The sequence below is a fragment of the Pseudonocardia nematodicida genome (genome assembly GCF_040105385.1).
GTDB lineage: Bacteria > Actinomycetota > Actinomycetes > Mycobacteriales > Pseudonocardiaceae > Pseudonocardia > Pseudonocardia nematodicida.
Genome location: NZ_JBEDNQ010000015.1, coordinates 87,719 through 104,311, shown reverse-complemented (window position 1 = coordinate 104,311; position 16,593 = coordinate 87,719). Strand labels below are relative to the sequence as shown.

The following is a 16,593-nucleotide window of genomic DNA, read 5'->3' as shown; positions in this document are numbered from 1 at the left end:
TGACCGGCGTGGAGCTGCTGGCCAACCTCGACGGCTACATCGTCTTCGTGATCAAGTGGATCGCGGTGCCGGTGGGCATCTACGCATTCGTGCACGCGGTTCGCCAGCGGGCGGACGCCTTCACCGCGGCCGGCAAGCTGACCAAGAACGCCTGGCTGGGCATCACCGGCGTCGGGCTGCTGCTGCTGCTCATCACCAACGGCCCGATCTCCGGCGGGGCGATGTTCTGGCTCGCCGCGATGGTCGCCGTGCTCGTCTACATCGTCGACGTCAAGCCGGCGGTGATGGAGGTGCAGGGCGGCGGACCGCGCTGGTGAGCTGGTCCGTTCTCGGTGCCCTGCGCGCCGTCCCCGCACTGGAGCGACCCGATCTGCTCGCCGGACCGGTCGCGGCGGCCCTCAAGGAGCTCGACCCGGACGCCGCCGGGCGGATCGGCGTCGCCGAGATCGATCCGGACCTGGCCGACACCGCCGCCTTCTGCGCGGCCTACGGCTCCGCTCCGGACACCTCCGCGAACTGCGTGGTCGTCGCGGGCAAGCGGGCCGGCGAGGTGCGCTACGCGGCGTGTGTGGTGCTCGCCACCACCCGCGCCGACGTCAACGGCGCGATCAAGCGCAGGCTCGACGTCCGCAAGGCCTCCTTCGCGCCGATGGACGACGCCGTCGGGCTGACCGGCATGGCCTACGGCGGGATCACCCCGATCGGCCTTCCCGAGGCCTGGCCGCTCTGGCTGTCGCCGGGCGTCGCCGCGTCGGACGCCGTCGTGATCGGCAGCGGCACCCGGGCCGGGAAGCTCGCCGTGTCCGGAGAGCTGCTCGCGGCCCTGCCGAACGCCGAGATCGTGGACGACCTCGCGTCCTAGCAGGGGCTGTTCGCCCAGAGCGGACGGTGGAAGCGCTGTAACGGTGTAAGCGTTGCTGCCAGCATGAGTGACGTGCTGACGCTGCCGGTGCTGCCGCTGGACGACGCGGTCGTGCTGCCCGGCATGGTGACCCCCGTCCGGCTGGACGCGCCGGACACCCGCGTGGCCGTCGACGCCGCCTCCGCGGCCGCCGCCGGAACCGGGAACGACGACAAGGAACGGCGGGTGCTCCTGGTTCCCCGCCTCGACGGACGGTACGCCGCGATCGGTGTGGTCGCGGTGCTGGAACAGATCGGCCGGCTGCCGGGCGGCGAGCGCGCCGCGGTGGTGCGCGCCGAGCGTCGCGCCCGGATCGGGTCCGGGGTGAGCGGACCGGGCTCCGCGCTCTGGGTGGAGGCCGAGCCGGTCGAGCCGGACGCGCCCACCGGACGCACCCACGAGCTGGCGACCGAGTACAAGGCCCTGGTCGTCGGCATCCTGCAGCAGCGGGGTGCCTGGCAGGTCATCGACCAGGTGCAGCAGACCACCGACCCAGGGCAGCTCGCGGACCTGGCCGGCTGGGCGTCCTGGCTGGACACCGAGCACAAGGCCCAGCTGCTCGCCGAGACCGACGTGACCGCCCGGCTGGAGAAGCTCCTGGAGTGGACCAAGGAGCACGTGGCCGAGCAGGAGGTCTCGGAGAAGATCTCGAACGACGTCCGCGAGGGCATGGAACGCCAGCAGCGCGAGTTCCTGCTGCGCCAGCAGCTCGCCGCGATCCGCAAGGAGCTCGGTGAGGGCGACGGCGAGGACGGCGAGGACGACTACCGGGCCAAGGTCGAGAACGCGGACCTGCCCGAGCACGTCCGCAAGGCCGCGCTGACCGAGGTCGGGAAGCTGGAGCGCTCGTCGGACCAGAACCCGGAGTCGGGCTGGATCCGGACCTGGCTGGACACGGTCCTCGACATCCCGTGGAGCGAGACCACGACCGACACCGACGACCTGGTCGAGGCCCGGCGGATCCTGGACGCCGACCACGCCGGCCTGGACGACGTGAAGGAGCGGTTGATCGAGTTCCTGGCCGTGCGTTCTCGCCGGAACCGGCGCGGGCTCGACACCGTCGGCGGCCGGGGGAGCGGCGCCGTGCTGTCGCTGGTCGGACCGCCCGGCGTCGGCAAGACCTCGCTGGGCGAGTCGGTCGCCCGCGCGCTGGGCCGGAAGTTCGTCCGGGTGGCGCTCGGCGGCGTCCGGGACGAGGCGGAGATCCGCGGGCACCGGCGCACCTACGTCGGCGCGCTGCCCGGCCGCATCGTCCGCGCGATCCGCGAGGCCGGGTCGATGAACCCGGTGGTGCTGCTGGACGAGATCGACAAGGTCGGCTCCGACTTCCGGGGCGACCCGACGGCGGCGCTGCTCGAGGTGCTCGACCCGGCGCAGAACCACACGTTCCGCGACCACTACCTCGAGGTCGACCTCGACCTGTCCAACGTGCTGTTCCTCGCCACCGCGAACGACGGCGCGGGGATCCCCGGCCCGCTCGCGGACCGGATGGAGGTCGTGACGCTCGACGGCTACACCGAGCCGGAGAAGGTCGCGATCGCCCGGGACCACCTGCTGCCGCGGCAGATCGAGAAGGCCGGGCTGGAGCCGGGCGACGTCGAGTTCACCGACGTCGCGCTGTCGATGATCGCCGCCGAGTACACCCGGGAGGCCGGGGTGCGCCAGCTCGAGCGGGGTCTGGCGAAGGTGCTGCGGAAGGCGGCGGTGCAGCTGGACGCTTCGTCCACGGAACGCCCGGTGCACGTCGACGCCGACGCGCTCGTCGCCTACCTGGGGCGGCCGAAGTTCACCCCGGAGTCGGCCGAGCGGACCTCGGTGCCGGGCGTCGCGACCGGGCTGGCGGTCACCGGCACCGGTGGGGACGTGCTGTTCATCGAGGCAGGAGCGATGGACGGCGAGCCGGGCCTGCAGGTCACCGGGCAGCTGGGCGAGGTGATGACCGAGTCGGTCTCGATCGCGCTGTCCTACCTGCGCTCGAAGGGCCTGGCCGGGGACCTGGCGTCGCGCAAGCTGCACGTCCACGTCCCGGCGGGCGCGGTCCCGAAGGACGGGCCGTCGGCCGGCGTCACGATGACGACGGCGCTGGCCTCGCTCGCGTCCGGCCGCCCGGTCCGGTCGAGCGTGGGGATGACCGGTGAGGTCACCCTGCAGGGCAAGGTCCTGCCGATCGGCGGGGTGAAGCAGAAGCTGCTCGCCGCGCACCGGGCCGGGCTGACCGACGTGGTCATCCCGAAGCGCAACGAGCCGGATCTCGACGAGGTCCCGGAGGCGGTCCGTGCCGAGCTGCGGGTGCACCCGGTCAGCGACGTCGCCGACGTCCTGGAGATCGCCCTCGAACCGGTCGACGCCGAGCAGCACGCGGCCTGACCCGCACGCCCCACGGCGCCCGTCCCGCATCACGCGGGGCGGGCGCTGTGCTGTGGCCGGGCCCAAATCCCCGCCGAGATGCAGTCCTGGGTCGTCGCGAGCGTTCGTGAACAGCCCTGAGCTGCATCTCGACGCGGGAGGGGTGTGGCTCGTGGCTCGTGCGGCCCGTTCGCGGCGAGATGCAGCTCAGGGTTCCGGGGAGATCGACAATTCGCCCTGGCCTGCATCTGGGCGCGACAGCTCGAGGGCCTTCCGGACCTCGGCCACGATTCTGGACGGCGAGTGGCGCATCTCGGCCGAGGTGTAGCGCAGTACCCGCCATCCCGCTGCGACGAGCCGGGTGTGCCGACGGGCGTCGGCGCGGGCCGCCTCCGGGGTCGCGAAGTGGTCCCCGCCGTCGTACTCGACTCCGAGCCGGTGCTCCGGATAGGCGAGATCGAGCCAGAGGATCTCCCGTCGCTCGTCGACGACCGGGTGCTGGGGGACCGGACGGGGCAGACCGCCCTGGACCAGGATCAGCCGCAGCCGGGTCTCCGGTGGCGAACCGGAACGTGCATCGGCCCGGCTCAGGGCGTCGAGAACCTTGCGGACACCGCGCCGGCCCGGGTAGCGCACGGCGAAGTGCAGCAGCAGATCCGGAGTGAACTCGCCCCGGGCCAGAGCGTCGACGGCGACGACCCCCTCGGTCGGTGACAACCATCGTGCGAGATCGAACGCGGTGCGCAGGCGACTCGTGACCCGGACACCGTCGACCTCGGTGATCTCCCCGGGGTGCAGGAGATCGCGCCGGACGCGGACGACGCCGTGGCGTGACCGTGGACCGTCGCGGATCACCGTCACGACGACCTCGGCGGGCGCGGTGGGTGGTGCGCAGGAGGCGCCGTGCATCTCGGCGGCCGAGTACCCGCACAGGACCGCGTCGGGACCCGCCCAGTGGTACGCCGCGAGGGAGCGGACCGTCAGGTCGGGCGGCGTCTCGGAGGCCCGGACGTAGGTGTCCGGCAGCAGCCGGTGGTACTCCGGGCCGCGCAGCTGCCCGCGGGTGACGAGTCCGGCCTCGATCGCGGCGGTGCCCCGGAACACCTCGGGCCATCCCGGTACGGACATGCGGCGATGGTGACGCGCGCCGGACCCGACCGGACCCGATTCGCCCACGTTTCCGCGCCGAGATGCAGTCCACGGCGAATTGTGGATCTTCCCGCGACCCAGGATTGCATCTCGGCGGGGAATCGGGGTGCGGGGAGCGGGACGGGGGAGCGGGTGAGACCCGCTCAGCGGAAGACGATGGTGCGGTTGTCGTGGACCAGCACCCGGTCCTCGAGGTGCCAGCGCAGGCCGCGGGCCAGCACCATGCGCTCGATGTCCCGGCCGCGGCGCACCATGTCGGCGGTGGTGTCGCCGTGGTCGACCCGGATGACGTCCTGCTCGATGATCGGGCCGGCGTCGAGGTCCGCGGTGGCGTAGTGGCAGGTCGCGCCGATCAGCTTCACGCCGCGCCGGTGCGCCTGGTGGTAGGGCCGGGCCCCGGCGAACGAGGGCAGGAAGCTGTGGTGGATGTTGATCGCCCGTCCGGCCCAGGCCTCGCACAGGTGCGCGGGCAGGACCTGCATGAACCGGGCCAGCACGATCGCGTCCGGGGCGTCCGCGTCGACCAGCTTGCGGACCTCCTCGAACGCCGTGACCTTGCGCTGCTCGCGCTGCGGCTCGCCGGGGCCCGGGAACGGGACGTGGTGGAACGGCACCCCGTGCGCGGAGACGATCGGCTCGAGCGAGGTGTGGTTGCCGATCACCCGGGTGATCTCGACCGGGAGCTCGCCGGCCCACACCCGTCCCAGCAGGTCGTGCAGGCAGTGCTGGTCCCGGGTCACCAGCAGCACCGCGCGCTTGCGCACGCCGGTGTCGGAGATCCGGTGCTCGCCACCGAGCTCCGCGGCGACCGGAGCGAACAGCGCGCGCAGCTCGTCGACGTCGCACGGCACCGAGGCGGCGTCGACGACCTGGCGGGTGCAGAACACCCCCGCGTCGACGTCGGCGTGGTAGGCGGCCTCGGTGATCGAGGCGCCCAGGTCGGCCAGGAACGACGCGATCCGCGCGACGATGCCGGTGCGGTCCGGGCAGGACAGGGTGATGACGTAGCGGCGGTCCGGCACGGTCACGACGAGACCCGGGCGAGGGTGAACTCGGTCTCGGCGGCGAGCAGCTTCTTGATCTGCCCGGCGACCGCCTGCTCGATCCGCGACCCGATCAGCGGCACCTTCACCGTCACCTCGGCGGTGATCACGACCTCCGAGCCGCCACCGGCGACGTCCGCGACCCGCATCGTCGAGCGCGCCGACGCGGGCGTGCCGATCACGGTGACCGTGCCGGTGCCGTCGTAGCGGCCGGGACCGGCGGCCGTCCACTGCTCGGTCCGGTCGATCTTCAGGTCGCCACCGGGGACGAGCGAGGAGACCATCGAGGGCAGCTCGGACGAGGGGATCCCGTGCCGCAGCGTGTAGCGGACCCCGTCGGGGGTCTTCTCGTAGGCGGTGACCCCCGCGCCCGGACCGCCCAGGTGCTGCAACTGCTCCTCCAGCAGTCCGCGGTCCACCATCGCCGCGTACACGGCGTCGGCGGGGTGCGGGGAGGTGGCGCGGTAGTCGAGCGAGCGTGCCATGGGCGAAGGCTACCGTTGGCGGTGTGAGCGAGTCCGGGACGACGACCACCGACCTCAGCGCGCACACCACGCTGCGCCTCGGCGGCCCCGCGCGCCGCATCGTCCGCGCCGAGGGCGGGTCCGAGGTGGCCGACGCCGTCGGGGCGGCGGACGCCGCGGGCGAGCCGGTGCTGCTCGTCGGCGGCGGGTCGAACCTGGTCGTCGCCGACGCCGGCTTCGACGGCACCGCCGTCCTGCTGGCCGGGAGCGGGATCTCCTACGCCCGCCGCGACGACGACACGGTCGTCGCCGCCGTCGACGCCGGCGAGGACTGGGACGACGTCGTCGCCGCCACCGTCGCCGAGGGCCTCGGCGGGCTGGAGTGCCTGTCCGGCATCCCCGGGCGCACCGGCGCGACCCCGGTGCAGAACGTCGGCGCCTACGGCGTCGAGGTCTCCGACCTGCTCGTCGACGTCGACCTCTACGACCGCCGCAGCCGCACCGTCCGTACCCACGTGCCCGCGTCCGAGCTGGGTCTGGCCTACCGGACCAGCGTGCTCAAGGGCGACGACGGCGCCGTCGTCCTGCGGGTCCGGTTCGCGCTGCGGGCCGACGGCCGCTCCGCCCCGATCCGTTACGCCGAGCTGGCCCGCACCCTCGGCGTCGTCCCGGAGACCCGGGTCGACCCGGCCGCCGCCCGCGAGGCGGTGCTCGGGCTGCGCCGCGGCAAGGGCATGGTGCTCGACCCGGACGACCACGACACCTGGTCCGCGGGCTCGTTCTTCACCAACCCGATCCTCGCCGTCGCCGATGCCCCGCAGGTCGAGGGGCTGGCCGCCTGGCCGGCGGGGGAGGGCCGGGTCAAGCTGTCGGCGGCCGGCCTGATCCAGAACGCCGGGTTCGCCCGCGGCCACGCCGGCCCGGGCGGGCGGGTGTCGCTGTCGACCCGGCACGTCCTCGCGCTCACCCACCGCGGCGGCGGGACGACCGGCGACCTGCTGGCGCTGGCCCGCGAGGTCCGCGACGCCGTCGCCACCCGGTTCGGGGTCGCGCTGCGGCCGGAACCGGTGCTGGTCGGCTGCACGCTGTAGCGACGCGCGGTTCGATGACGGCTGCTCCGGGTACGGCCGGGACATGAGCGCCCCCGAGAACCCCGACGTGCCCGCCGAGCGGGCCGCGACCCGGTCCACCCCGCTGCCCGAGGAGGAGGGGACCGAGCCCGGCGCGGAGCAGATCCTGCGCGAGTCCGAGGAGCGGATCGCCGGGGCGGTCTCCGCCGACGAACCGGCCGACGCCGCCGAGCAGCGCCGCCGGTCCGAGGAGACCCTGTAGCCGTCGTCTACCGGCGGTGCCTGCGGCTGCCGGACGCCTGGTCGCGCGGCTTGAGCACGATCTGGTCGATGTTGACGTGCGGCGGCCGGGTCGCGGCGAACGCGATGGTCTCCGCGACATCGTCCGCGGTCAGCGGGGTCAGCCCCTGGTAGACCTGCGCGGCCCGCTCGGCGTCGCCGCCGAAGCGCACCTCGGAGAACTCGGTCTCGACCATGCCGGGGCAGATCTCGGTGATCCGGATCGGCTCGCCCAGGTGTTCGCCGCGCAGCGTCCGGTGCAGCATCGCCTGGGCGTGCTTGGCGCCGGTGTAGCCGGCACCGTTGTCGTAGAAGTCCAGCGCGGCGATCGAGGTCACGGTGATCACGTGGCCGTCCCCGGAGGCGCGCAGCTTCGGCAGGAACGTCTGCGTCAGCCGCAGCGTGCCCAGGACGTTGGTCTCCCACATCCAGCGCCACTGCTCCTCGTCGGCCGTCTCGACCGGGTCCAGCCCCTTGGCGCCCCCGGCGTTGTTGACCAGCAGCTTCGCCTCCGGAACGGCCTCGTCGAAGGCGCGCACGGACTCCGCGTCGGTGACGTCGAGGGCCACCGCGGTGCCGTCGATCTCCTTGGCGATCTCCTCGCAGCGCTCCACCCGGCGGGCGCCGAGCACGACGTGGAACCCGGCGGCGCCGAGCGCGCGGGCGGTGGCGGCGCCGATCCCGGAGGAGGCCCCGGTGACGACGGCGGTCGGACGGTCCTTCGCGACGGTCATGGTCGCCAACCCTAGGCGGCCCGCCGCCCGTTCACCGGGGTGCCACACCCCGCTGCGCGGAGCGGTCGCCGCGGCGCGCGGCGGCCCGCTGCGCGGCGAACACCGAGGCGCCGAACAGGCCCACGACCAGGCCCGCCACGCAGGTCCAGAACAGCTCGCCGGGCCCGTCGCCACGCACCAGGTCGAGCAGCAGCACGATCCCGCCGATCGCCGCCCACACCAGCATGCCGCCGACGAGCACCGGCGAGGCCTCGTAGAACCGGGCGGGCAGCGGTGGCGGGGGTGGGGGCGCGTTCCCACCGGCAGCGCTGTCCGAGGCCGTCACGGCCGCAGAGCATACGCCGGTCGCCGCAGGGGCATCGTTGCAGCGCGTTTAGGGTGTCGGCCGTGATCGAGCGCTACTTCCGCGTCAGCGAGCGCGGCTCCACCATCCCCCGGGAGCTCCGCGGCGGGGTCGTCACCTTCATGGCGATGTCCTACATCATCGTCCTGAACCCGCTGATCCTCGGCAGCGTGATCGCGGACGATCCGTCGGCGAAGACCGACGTGCTCGGCGGGATCCTCTCGCTCCCGCAGGTCGCCGCGGTCACGGCCCTGGTGGCCGGCGTGATGACCATCCTGTTCGGTCTGATCGCGAACTACCCGTTCGCGATCGCCACCGGCCTGGGTCTCAACACGCTGGTCGCGGTGTCGATCGCCCCGCTGATGACCTGGCCGGAGGCGATGGGCCTGGTCGTCATCAACGGCTTCATCATCGTCATCCTCGCCCTCACCGGCTTCCGGACGGCGGTGTTCAACGCCGTACCCACGGAACTGAAGACGGCGATCGCGGTCGGGATCGGCGCCTTCATCGCGATGATCGGGCTGGTCGACTCGGGCTTCGTGCGACGGCTGCCGGACGCCGCGAACACCACGGTGCCGGTCGGGCTGGGCATCGAGGGCTCGATCGCGTCCTGGCCGACGTTCGTGTTCGTGCTCGGACTGATCATCATGGGTGTCCTGGTGGCCCGGGGTGTGCGGGCCGGGATCCTGATCGGCGTCGTGATCAACACGATCATCGCGATCGTCGTCGAGGCGATCGTGAACGTCGGCCCCGGTGGTCCGGACAACCCGGGCGGCTGGTCGCTCTCGGTCCCGGAGATCCCGTCGCAGATCGTGGGATGGCCGGACCTGTCGCTGGTCGGCCAGGTGTCGTTCGGTGCCTTCACCCGACTCGACATCATCACGGTCTCGCTGCTGATCTTCACGCTGGTGCTGGCCAACTTCTTCGACGCGATGGGGACGCTGACCGGGCTGGGCCGCCAGGCCGGGCTGACCGACTCCGAGGGCAAACTGCCGAACGTCGGGAAGGCGCTGGTCGTCGAGGGTGTCGGTGCGGCCGCGGGTGGTGCGGCGTCGTCGTCGTCCAACACGATCTTCGTGGAGTCGGCCGCCGGCATCGCCGAGGGCGCCCGGACCGGCCTGGCCAACGTGCTGACCGGCGTGCTGTTCCTGCTCGCGATGTTCTTCACGCCGCTGTACGCGATCGTCCCGGTCGAGGCCGCGGCGCCGGCGCTGGTCGTCGTGGGCGCGCTGCTGTTCCGGCAGATCACGACGATCGGGCTGGACGACCTGCGGCTGGCGATCCCGGCGTTCCTCACCGTCGTCGTCATGCCGTTCACGTACTCGATCGCGAACGGGATCGGCGTGGGTTTCATCAGCTACGTCGCGCTGGCCGCCGCGACCGGCCGGGCGAAGCAGGTGCACCCGCTGATGTGGGTGGTCGCGGTGCTGTTCGTCGGGTTCTTCGGTGTCGGCCCGCTGCAGGAAGCCCTTGCGCAGTAGGCAAGGCTAGGCTAACTTCAGCGGTGTCGCTTCGTGGTGGGAGCGGCGTGTCAGTTCGGGACAGAAGAGAGCCCCGGCCCCACGAGGGCCGGGGCTCTCTTCTTCTCTCCCCAGTCACACCGCCTGCCGCCGAGCGGGCGGTGAGCCTCTCAGGGTGCGTAGATCCGCACCCAGTCCACCTGGAACTCGATCTCGTCGGGTGAGGTCGCGTCGAGCGGTGGGATCCAGTCGTTGCCGTAGGGACCGATGTCGGTCTGCATGGCCAGGTGCATCGGGCGGGGCGGGATGGCCGCCGGGTCCATCGTCCGGAAGACCTCCTCGCCGTCGATGTAGAAGACCACCCGGTCGTCGAGCCACTCGACGGCGTAGGTGTGCCACTCGGTGAAGTCGCCGGTGATCGTGCGGCCGACCTGGCTGTTGTCGGTGTCGTAGTGGACGATCGTGTGCGTCTCGGCGCGGTCGCCGCGCGGGATCTCCATGAAGTTGAGCTCGCCGCCGACCGGCCAGTCCTCGGCGACCGGCCAGAGCAGCGCGACATGGCCGTACCCGGTGCCCGGGTTCGTCTTCGCCCGGATCTCCCAGCGCCCGTGCTGCTGCCCGCCGCGCCAGTGCAGTCCGGCCGAGTCGAGGCCCCGGCTGGTCAGGCGCAGCTCGCCGTCGCGGACGATCAGGTTCTCCGCGCGGTGCCGGCCGATCCCGCCGGTGGTGTCGCCGGTGTAGGGGGCCCACTTCGTCAGGTCGAGCTCGGTGCCGTCGAACTCGTCGTGGCCGACCATCTCCCAGCCGTGGCGGACCGCGGCCTCGGTGTCCGAGCGGTCACCGGCCCCGAGTGCACCGACGTCGTCGGGCCGCTCCTGGTCCCGCACGCCGCCGGGCTCGGGCTCGGCCGGCTCGATGACCGGCACCGGGGTGTCCTCGCGGGAGGACCCGAGCAGGTCGACGTTCGCGGCGACGGTCACGACGGCGACCAGCGCACCGACGGACAGCAGCGCCCCCAGCACCATCGGCCAGCGTCGGCGGCGCGGCTCCTCGGATCCGGAATCCGCACGGTGGCGCCCCGTCCGGTCCGGTTCCTGCTGGTCCACTGGTCCTCCCGACCGCGCATCGTGATCAGGTGTGACGCTAGGGAGAGCCAGCTGTGGGGGAGCTGAGAACAGGTGCGTCAGCTGTCCAGTGTGTACTGGCGCACCCAGTCGACCTCCATCCTCGACTCCTGCACCGAGTCCCCGGAGGGAAACCAGTCGAGCTGGATGCACAGGTGCATCGGGCCCGGCGGCTGAACCTGCGGGTCGGTGGTGGTGAACCACTCCTCGCCGTCGACGTAGGCGGTGATGTGTTCGGGGGTCCACTCCACGGCCCAGTTGCGCCAGGTGGTGCCGTCGATCTCGACCTCGCCGTGGATCTGGGAGTTGTCCGGTCCGTAGTGGACGAAGATGTCCGTCCGTTGCCGGGACGGGTCCATCATCTCCATGAAGTCGATCTCGCCGCCGACCGGGAAGTTCTCCGCGGTGGGCCAGAGCAGCAGCAACGCGTTGTACGACGGGTCGGATGCCGGTGCGCGCACCCGGCCCTCCCAGCGGCCGTACTGCTGGCTGCCGCCGGTCCAGGCCATCCCGGCGGTGTTGCCGTCGCCGTCCCCGGTGATGGTCAGGACGCCGTCGGCGACGCTGACCGCGTCGGGGGTGCGTCGACCGTTCCCGGCGTGCCCCGGGCCGTCGTAGATCGACCAGGACGAGAGGTCCCCGTCGAAGTCGTCGGCGCGGACGGGCTGTCCCCAGCCGAACCGCTCGGCGGCGGTGGGGCCGTCCGCCGCGGTACCGCCGGTCACGCCGGACCCTGCTGTGTCACGTGAGCTGCCGGTGCTGCCATCCCCCGATGGTGCCGCGGCGCCGGGTCCGGTGGGACAGGGGTCCTCGGCGGTCCTGGAGCCGGCGCCGTCACGGCGGCCGGGGTCCCGCTCGCCGTCCGGCGGAGCGGTGTCCGGACGCCCGGAGCCGGGGATGCCGGAGTCGCCGGGTGCCTGGTCTCGCGCAGCGTCGTCGAGATCAGTCGCGTCGGGATCAGGGGTGTCGGGATCAGGCGCGTCGGGGTCAGGGGTGTCACCGGCGTCGTCGTCCCCGGCCTCACCGGCCGGTGCGTCCCCGGATCCGGTGGCTACGGCGTCGCCGGGGACGGTGAGCACGCAGCGCGGGTCGTCGGCACCCGGCGCGCCCCGTTCGAGGGAGACCGGTGCGCCGGTCCCGTCCGGCGCCGGTTCGACGGCCTGCCCGCCGGACCCGGCCAGCAGCACGAGCACGGTCATGCCCTGCGTCACCAGCCTGGTGAGGAGTCGTTCCAGTTCGTCGGCGGTCATCGCCCGCTCCCATCGCTCAGTCGTCGACATCGGGGGTGTCCGGGGTGATCGGGCTGTCGGTGGCGACCAGCCAGCGGCCGCCGGTGTCGCGGTGCAGCACGACGCGGGTGCGCCACCGGACGGTGTGCGGCGCGTCACCGGGGGCCGCGGTGGAGGTCCGCACCGTCGCGACGAACGACGTCCGTCCGCGGGCGGGGTCCGACGCCGCCGGCTCCAGGGACTCGACGACGGCGACCCGGCGCGCTCCGGCGGCCGGCGGATCGGGCACCGGGACGCCGAGCGCCGCGGGACTGCCGGGCTCGGTGTGGGCGACCCCGTCGCGCCGGGTCCGGCCGGCGTCCTCGGGCCCGGACGCGTGCGCGGCCGTCAGGTACGCCCGGGTCACGGCCTCGGCCGACGACGCCGGCGTGGCGGGTGGCGGCGGGTCGGTCCCGCGGTCGATGCCGGGATCACCGATGGCGGCGCGGTCCGCCGACGTCAGCACCGCGACCGGCGACGGCGTGCCGGGCCACAGGGCGGGCGCCAGCAGCGCCAGCGGCACGGCCAGCACCCCGGCGAGCAGGACGAGCAGGGCGAGGCGTCTCACCGGGTCACTCCGCGAAGCTGACGTGGACGTGGTCGTAGTGCCCGCCGGTGGGGTCGGAGGTGTCGTAGACCCCGCCGCCGGTGTAGCGGCGGCCCCAGCCGGTGCCGTCGTCGCGGACCGAGGGGTCCCAGTAGCGGCCCTGCCAGATCAGGTAGCGGACCTTGAGCGGCTCGGCGTTGGCGGCGAACCAGTGGGCGATCCGCCAGCCCTCGTCCAGGGCCGCGCCCTCGGCGAAGCGGCCGGCGGGTCCGGTGAACAGGTCGCACGCGCGTCCCTTCGGGTGGTCGGAGCGGGGGTTCTGGGCGTGCTCGTCCCAGCAACCGATCCGCTCGATCACCGGGTCGAACACCGCCTGCGCGGCAGCCAGGCCGTGCCGGGTCGCGCCGGTGAGGCAGCCGGCGCCGCGGACGGGGTCGGGCGCATCGCACGGCGTCGGGCCGCCGGTCCAGGCCGGCGCGGGGTCCGACTCCGCCGGGCGTGCCGGTTCCCGCGGCGCCGGTTCCCGCGGTGCCTCGGCGGGCGGGGGCGGGTTGCCGGCGGCCGGTGGTGTCCCGGTCGAGTACTCGCCCGTCAGCACGTGCACCGCGTCGACGTAGCGGTGGATCGCCGCCGAGCAGGCCTGCGTGCAGTCCGCCTCGCCCGGCTCCGGGATCCCGGAGGCCGAGTCGGTGACGCGCCGGCAGCCGGCGACGTGGCACACGAGCAGGGCGTCGAGCACCGGGACGTCCTTCGGCGTCGTCGCCAGGTACCCGGCGGCCGCCCGCAGCGTGGCGCACAGCCACGGCACCGCGATGCGCAGGTGCGCCTCGGGGTCGGTGAGCGCGGGGTCCGGCCACGGCGCGCCGCCCGCCGCGACCCAGGTCCGCTCGGACATCTGCAGCAACCCGGCGGCGTCACCGGTGCGCAGCCCGGGATCCCAGCCGGACTCGGCCTGGACCTGGGCGACGACCCGGGCGGCGGGCAGCTCCGGGCAGCTCCGCGCCGTCAGCTCGGCCACCAGCTCCAGGTGGGGTCGCGCCGGCTCGGGGACGCGGGCGGTGTCCAGCCCGGACGTCGCCGGGTCCGCCGCGGGAGCCGCCACGGCTGATCCGGTGCCGGCGAGCAGCAGGAGGAGCACAGCCGGCACCAGCAGCAGGGTCCGCACCGTTCACCGGTCCGGCCCGGCGCCGGGGACCCGATCCGGCGCGGTGACGACGAGCCGGTCGCCCGCGCGGGCCACGGTCACCTCGAGGCGTACCCACCGGGCCGACAGGGCCCGCCAGCCGCGTGCCGCGGGCGCCGGGGCCGCGGAAGGCACCCCGAGCGGCTCCGGCGGCTCCGGCTCGGGTCCGCCCGGTCCCCGGGCATCGACCCGGCGGTACGGGACGACCCGCACCCGGACGTCGACGTGTACCCGGTCGTCCTCGTGACGGGCGGCCCCGGGCAGCACGAGGTCCGCGCGCAGGCGTCCGGGACCGGGTGGGTCCGTCGTGCCGGACGACGACCGGTACCCGTCGACGGCGTGTCGGTGCCGGTCCGGGTCGTCGGGGTCCCAGGACAGCAGGTCGGCCGCGAACGCCCCGGCCAGCGCGCGGGCCTCGGCGACGTCGACCGGGGAGCCGGCCACGCCGGTCCGCGGCGGGACGGGATCCGCCGGAGCGGGGGCCGGGGCGCAGGGGGGCTCACCCGCCCCGGGCTGCGGTGTGACGGATCCGGCGGGCGCCCACGCGGCCCAGGCCGCGGCGACGTCGTCCGCAGGGGGCGGCAGCGCGGGCGTCGCGGGCGACGATGTTGTGGACGGAGCTGTTGTGGACTGAGTTGTTGTGGACGGGGCTGCTGTGGCCGGGGCTGTTGGGGACGCAGCTGGGGACGGACCGGCCGGGACGACGCCGACCGGGGGCACCGGTGGGAAGCCGAAAGGGTCGGTGACCGGCTCGGGACGGGCCGGTGGGGCCTCGTAGGGCCGGCGCGGTGTCCACACCGGGCGCGCGGCGGCGGTGGCGGGCCCGCCGGGGAACCGCCCGGCGAGGTCGTCCGGAGGGGACCCGCGTTCTGCCCGGGGAGCCGGGCGCGCGTCGTCGAGCCACGGGTCGGGCTCGGCGCGCTCGGGCCGCGCGGACCGTCCGAAGAGCCGGAACACCGACGCCGTCCCGCTCATCGGCCCCGGCCGGGGTCACCGGCCGCGATCGTGTGGCACTGCTGCTGCACGGCCGATCCTCCGTCCGCCCCGCACGCCCGGAGCGGGCCGTGCGGAGGAGGACGGTAGGAACACCGGCCGGGTCGGCGGACCCGGTCGGCCGGACGCCTTCGCGATGGTGAAACCGCCCGCGGCGTCGCCGCCGGGGGTCAGGCCGGGAGCTCCCAGGTGTGCACCGGCTGGTTGGCCGCGGACTGGGCCAGGTAGCGCTCCAGCATGCCGTGCAGCGCGGCCGGGCGGTCCGCGCCGGCGTCCTGCAGCGCCGTCACCGTGTCGACCTGCCAGGACGCCCCGGTTTGCCGGGTGACGCACCGCCGCTCCAGCACGGTCAGGTAGCGGTCGCAGACGGCCGAGCTGACCCCCCAGCGGGCCAGTCCCTCGTGGGCCAGCGGGATGAGCTTGCGCAGGGCCAGCTCGTCCGGCCGGATCCAGCCGGTGCCGGGCCAGTAGAGCGGGGCGGCCATGCCGTGCTTGGCCGCGGTCTGGAAGTTCTCCCGCGCGGCCTCGAAGGAGACCGACCTCCACAGCTCCTGCTCGGACTCGACGAGGGTGCGCAGCAGTCCGTAGAAGAACAGCGCGTTGGCGACCATGTCCACCGTGGTCGGGCCGGCGGGCAGCACCCGGTTCTCGATCCGGACGTGCGGCGTCTCACCGGTGCTGTCGTAGATCGGCCGGTTCCAGCGCCAGATCGTGCCGTTGTGCAGGGTCAGCTCGGGGAGCTCGGGGAAACCCTGCTCGCGCATCTGCGCGGCCGGGTCGATGTCGGTGGTCAGCGGCATGAGCGCCGGGAAGTAGCGGGCGTTCTCCGAGAACAGGTCGTAGACCGAGTCGATCCACCGCTCGCCGAACCACACCCGCGGCCGTACCCCCTGGTTGTGGAACTCCGGGGTGCGGACGTCACAGGACTGTTCGAACAGCGGGATCCGGGTCTCCGCCCACAGGTGCGACCCGAGCAGGTACGGCGAGTTCGCGCCGAGCCCCAGCTGGACCCCGGCCAGGCACTGCGCGGCGTTCCAGTACCGGCCGAACTCGCTCGGCGCGACCTGCAGGTGCAGCTGCATCGAGGTGCAGGCGGCCTCCGGGATGATCGTGTCGAAGTCGGCGTTGACCCGCTCGCCGGGGGCGGTGCCGGCGATGTCGACACGGATCGGCTCGCCGCGGGCGTTGAGCATCTGGTCGTTGAGGGCCTGGTAGCGGTCGTCCGGGGAGATCGACTCACCGACCATGTGGCCGGAGTCCAGCGTCGGCAGGATCCCGATCATCACCAGCTGGGTGCGGAGGTCGCCGGCCTTGGCCCCCGCTCCGGCGAGAAGGTCGAGCAGCTCGTGTTCGAGCTGGCGCCACTGGTCGCCCGGCAGCGGCCGGGGCGGCAGGTTCAGCTCGATGTTCCAGCGGCCGAGCTCGGTCTGGAACTCGCCCGAGTTGATCGTCTCCAGGACGTCGTGCCCGTTCAGTGACGGCGCCAGCTCCGGGTCGACGAGGTTGAACTCGATCTCCACCCCGGTCATCGGCTCGGAGTCGGGGAAGGGGTAGGTGTGGAGCATCTCCTCGAGGCTGTCGAGGCAGCGCTGCACCTTGATCCGGTACCGCTGGCGGTCGCGCCGGGTGAACGTCGTCCGGTCGACAACCTGACCCATGCGTGAACCGACCTCCATCGAACGGGGAGCG

17 protein-coding genes are annotated in these 16,593 nt (G+C 73.6%); 6 read left to right on the top strand and 11 right to left on the bottom strand.

Translation table 11 applies throughout. From position 1 onward, the window contains the following. The first annotated feature begins 17 nt into the window (after positions 1–17). From WIS52_RS29275 to lon, 3 genes are all read left to right on the top strand, one after another. Entirely contained in the window at positions 18–317 is a 300-nt protein-coding gene (locus WIS52_RS29275) for a DUF2516 family protein (protein ID WP_379611790.1), read from the top strand. Continuing rightward, a complete protein-coding gene (locus WIS52_RS29270; protein ID WP_349301705.1) occupies positions 311–862 on the top strand; it encodes a YbaK/EbsC family protein in 552 nt (183 codons plus the stop codon). The genes WIS52_RS29275 and WIS52_RS29270 overlap by 7 nt, the downstream gene beginning before the upstream one ends. Before the next feature lie 63 nt (positions 863–925). After that, positions 926–3,268 (top strand): endopeptidase La, encoded by a 2,343-nt coding sequence (gene lon, locus WIS52_RS29265; RefSeq protein WP_349301651.1) that lies wholly within the window; start codon positions 926–928, stop codon positions 3,266–3,268. 186 nt (positions 3,269–3,454) lie between these two features. On the opposite strand, the gene WIS52_RS29260 is transcribed toward lon, so the two are convergent. The 3 genes from WIS52_RS29260 to WIS52_RS29250 form a co-directional block, all read right to left on the bottom strand. Then, positions 3,455–4,375 carry a DUF559 domain-containing protein gene (locus tag WIS52_RS29260; RefSeq protein WP_349301650.1) on the bottom strand — a complete coding sequence of 307 codons (921 nt, stop codon included), beginning with the start codon at positions 4,373–4,375 and terminating at the stop codon, positions 3,455–3,457. 164 nt (positions 4,376–4,539) lie between these two features. Continuing rightward, a complete protein-coding gene (purU, locus tag WIS52_RS29255; RefSeq protein ID WP_349301649.1) occupies positions 4,540–5,424 on the bottom strand; it encodes a formyltetrahydrofolate deformylase in 885 nt (294 codons plus the stop codon). After that, positions 5,421–5,924 (bottom strand): DUF2505 domain-containing protein, encoded by a 504-nt coding sequence (locus tag WIS52_RS29250; RefSeq protein ID WP_349301648.1) that lies wholly within the window; start codon positions 5,922–5,924, stop codon positions 5,421–5,423. Before WIS52_RS29250 ends, purU begins: the two co-directional genes overlap by 4 nt. A gap of 23 nt (positions 5,925–5,947) precedes the next feature. Between WIS52_RS29250 and WIS52_RS29245 the strand changes: the two genes are divergently transcribed. Next, complete coding sequence (locus WIS52_RS29245; RefSeq protein WP_349301647.1) at positions 5,948–6,994, top strand: UDP-N-acetylmuramate dehydrogenase; 1,047 nt, start codon at positions 5,948–5,950, stop codon at positions 6,992–6,994. A gap of 43 nt (positions 6,995–7,037) precedes the next feature. Beyond that, on the top strand, positions 7,038–7,235 hold the full coding sequence (locus tag WIS52_RS29240) for a hypothetical protein (protein ID WP_349301646.1): 198 nt from the start codon (positions 7,038–7,040) through the stop codon (positions 7,233–7,235). 7 nt (positions 7,236–7,242) lie between these two features. Here WIS52_RS29240 and WIS52_RS29235 read toward each other — a convergent pair whose 3' ends face one another. Next, positions 7,243–7,986, bottom strand: coding sequence for an SDR family NAD(P)-dependent oxidoreductase (locus WIS52_RS29235; RefSeq protein ID WP_349301645.1), 744 nt, complete (start codon positions 7,984–7,986; stop codon positions 7,243–7,245). Positions 7,987–8,017: 31 nt separating this feature from the next. Continuing rightward, a complete protein-coding gene (locus WIS52_RS29230; RefSeq protein ID WP_349301644.1) occupies positions 8,018–8,311 on the bottom strand; it encodes a DUF2530 domain-containing protein in 294 nt (97 codons plus the stop codon). A 62-nt stretch (positions 8,312–8,373) separates the two neighbouring features. Between WIS52_RS29230 and WIS52_RS29225 the strand changes: the two genes are divergently transcribed. Further along, positions 8,374–9,810, top strand: a complete 1,437-nt coding sequence (locus tag WIS52_RS29225) for an NCS2 family permease (protein ID WP_379611765.1) — start codon at positions 8,374–8,376, stop codon at positions 9,808–9,810. 149 nt (positions 9,811–9,959) lie between these two features. Here WIS52_RS29225 and WIS52_RS29220 read toward each other — a convergent pair whose 3' ends face one another. The 6 genes from WIS52_RS29220 to WIS52_RS29195 all read right to left on the bottom strand — a co-directional run bounded on the left by WIS52_RS29220 (position 9,960) and on the right by WIS52_RS29195 (position 16,562). Continuing rightward, positions 9,960–10,895, bottom strand: coding sequence for a glycoside hydrolase family 16 protein (locus WIS52_RS29220; RefSeq protein ID WP_349301642.1), 936 nt, complete (start codon positions 10,893–10,895; stop codon positions 9,960–9,962). Positions 10,896–10,972: 77 nt separating this feature from the next. Beyond that, the gene (locus WIS52_RS29215) at positions 10,973–12,163 is read right to left on the bottom strand and encodes a glycoside hydrolase family 16 protein (RefSeq protein ID WP_349301641.1); all 1,191 of its coding nucleotides are present in this window, start codon (positions 12,161–12,163) and stop codon (positions 10,973–10,975) included. A 16-nt stretch (positions 12,164–12,179) separates the two neighbouring features. Continuing rightward, on the bottom strand, positions 12,180–12,749 hold the full coding sequence (locus tag WIS52_RS29210; protein ID WP_349301640.1) for a hypothetical protein: 570 nt from the start codon (positions 12,747–12,749) through the stop codon (positions 12,180–12,182). A gap of 4 nt (positions 12,750–12,753) precedes the next feature. Further along, positions 12,754–13,875, bottom strand: a complete 1,122-nt coding sequence (locus WIS52_RS29205; RefSeq protein WP_349301639.1) for a lysozyme family protein — start codon at positions 13,873–13,875, stop codon at positions 12,754–12,756. Positions 13,876–13,896: 21 nt separating this feature from the next. Then, on the bottom strand, positions 13,897–14,355 hold the full coding sequence (locus WIS52_RS29200) for a hypothetical protein (protein WP_349301638.1): 459 nt from the start codon (positions 14,353–14,355) through the stop codon (positions 13,897–13,899). Between the two features lie 719 nt (positions 14,356–15,074). Continuing rightward, positions 15,075–16,562 (bottom strand): glutamate--cysteine ligase, encoded by a 1,488-nt coding sequence (locus tag WIS52_RS29195; RefSeq protein ID WP_349301637.1) that lies wholly within the window; start codon positions 16,560–16,562, stop codon positions 15,075–15,077. Positions 16,563–16,593 lie beyond the last annotated feature (31 nt).

Bases quoted from the DNA above. Each gene is read 5' to 3' on its own strand.
- lon (WP_349301651.1), top strand. From the start codon at position 926: ATGAGTGACGTGCTGACGCTGCCGGTGCTGCCGCTGGACGACGCGGTC.
- WIS52_RS29260 (WP_349301650.1), bottom strand. From the start codon at position 4,375: ATGTCCGTACCGGGATGGCCCGAGGTGTTCCGGGGCACCGCCGCGATC.
- WIS52_RS29250 (WP_349301648.1), bottom strand. From the start codon at position 5,924: ATGGCACGCTCGCTCGACTACCGCGCCACCTCCCCGCACCCCGCCGAC.
- WIS52_RS29240 (WP_349301646.1), top strand. From the start codon at position 7,038: ATGAGCGCCCCCGAGAACCCCGACGTGCCCGCCGAGCGGGCCGCGACC.
- WIS52_RS29235 (WP_349301645.1), bottom strand. From the start codon at position 7,986: ATGACCGTCGCGAAGGACCGTCCGACCGCCGTCGTCACCGGGGCCTCC.
- WIS52_RS29215 (WP_349301641.1), bottom strand. From the start codon at position 12,163: ATGACCGCCGACGAACTGGAACGACTCCTCACCAGGCTGGTGACGCAG.
- WIS52_RS29195 (WP_349301637.1), bottom strand. From the start codon at position 16,562: ATGGGTCAGGTTGTCGACCGGACGACGTTCACCCGGCGCGACCGCCAG.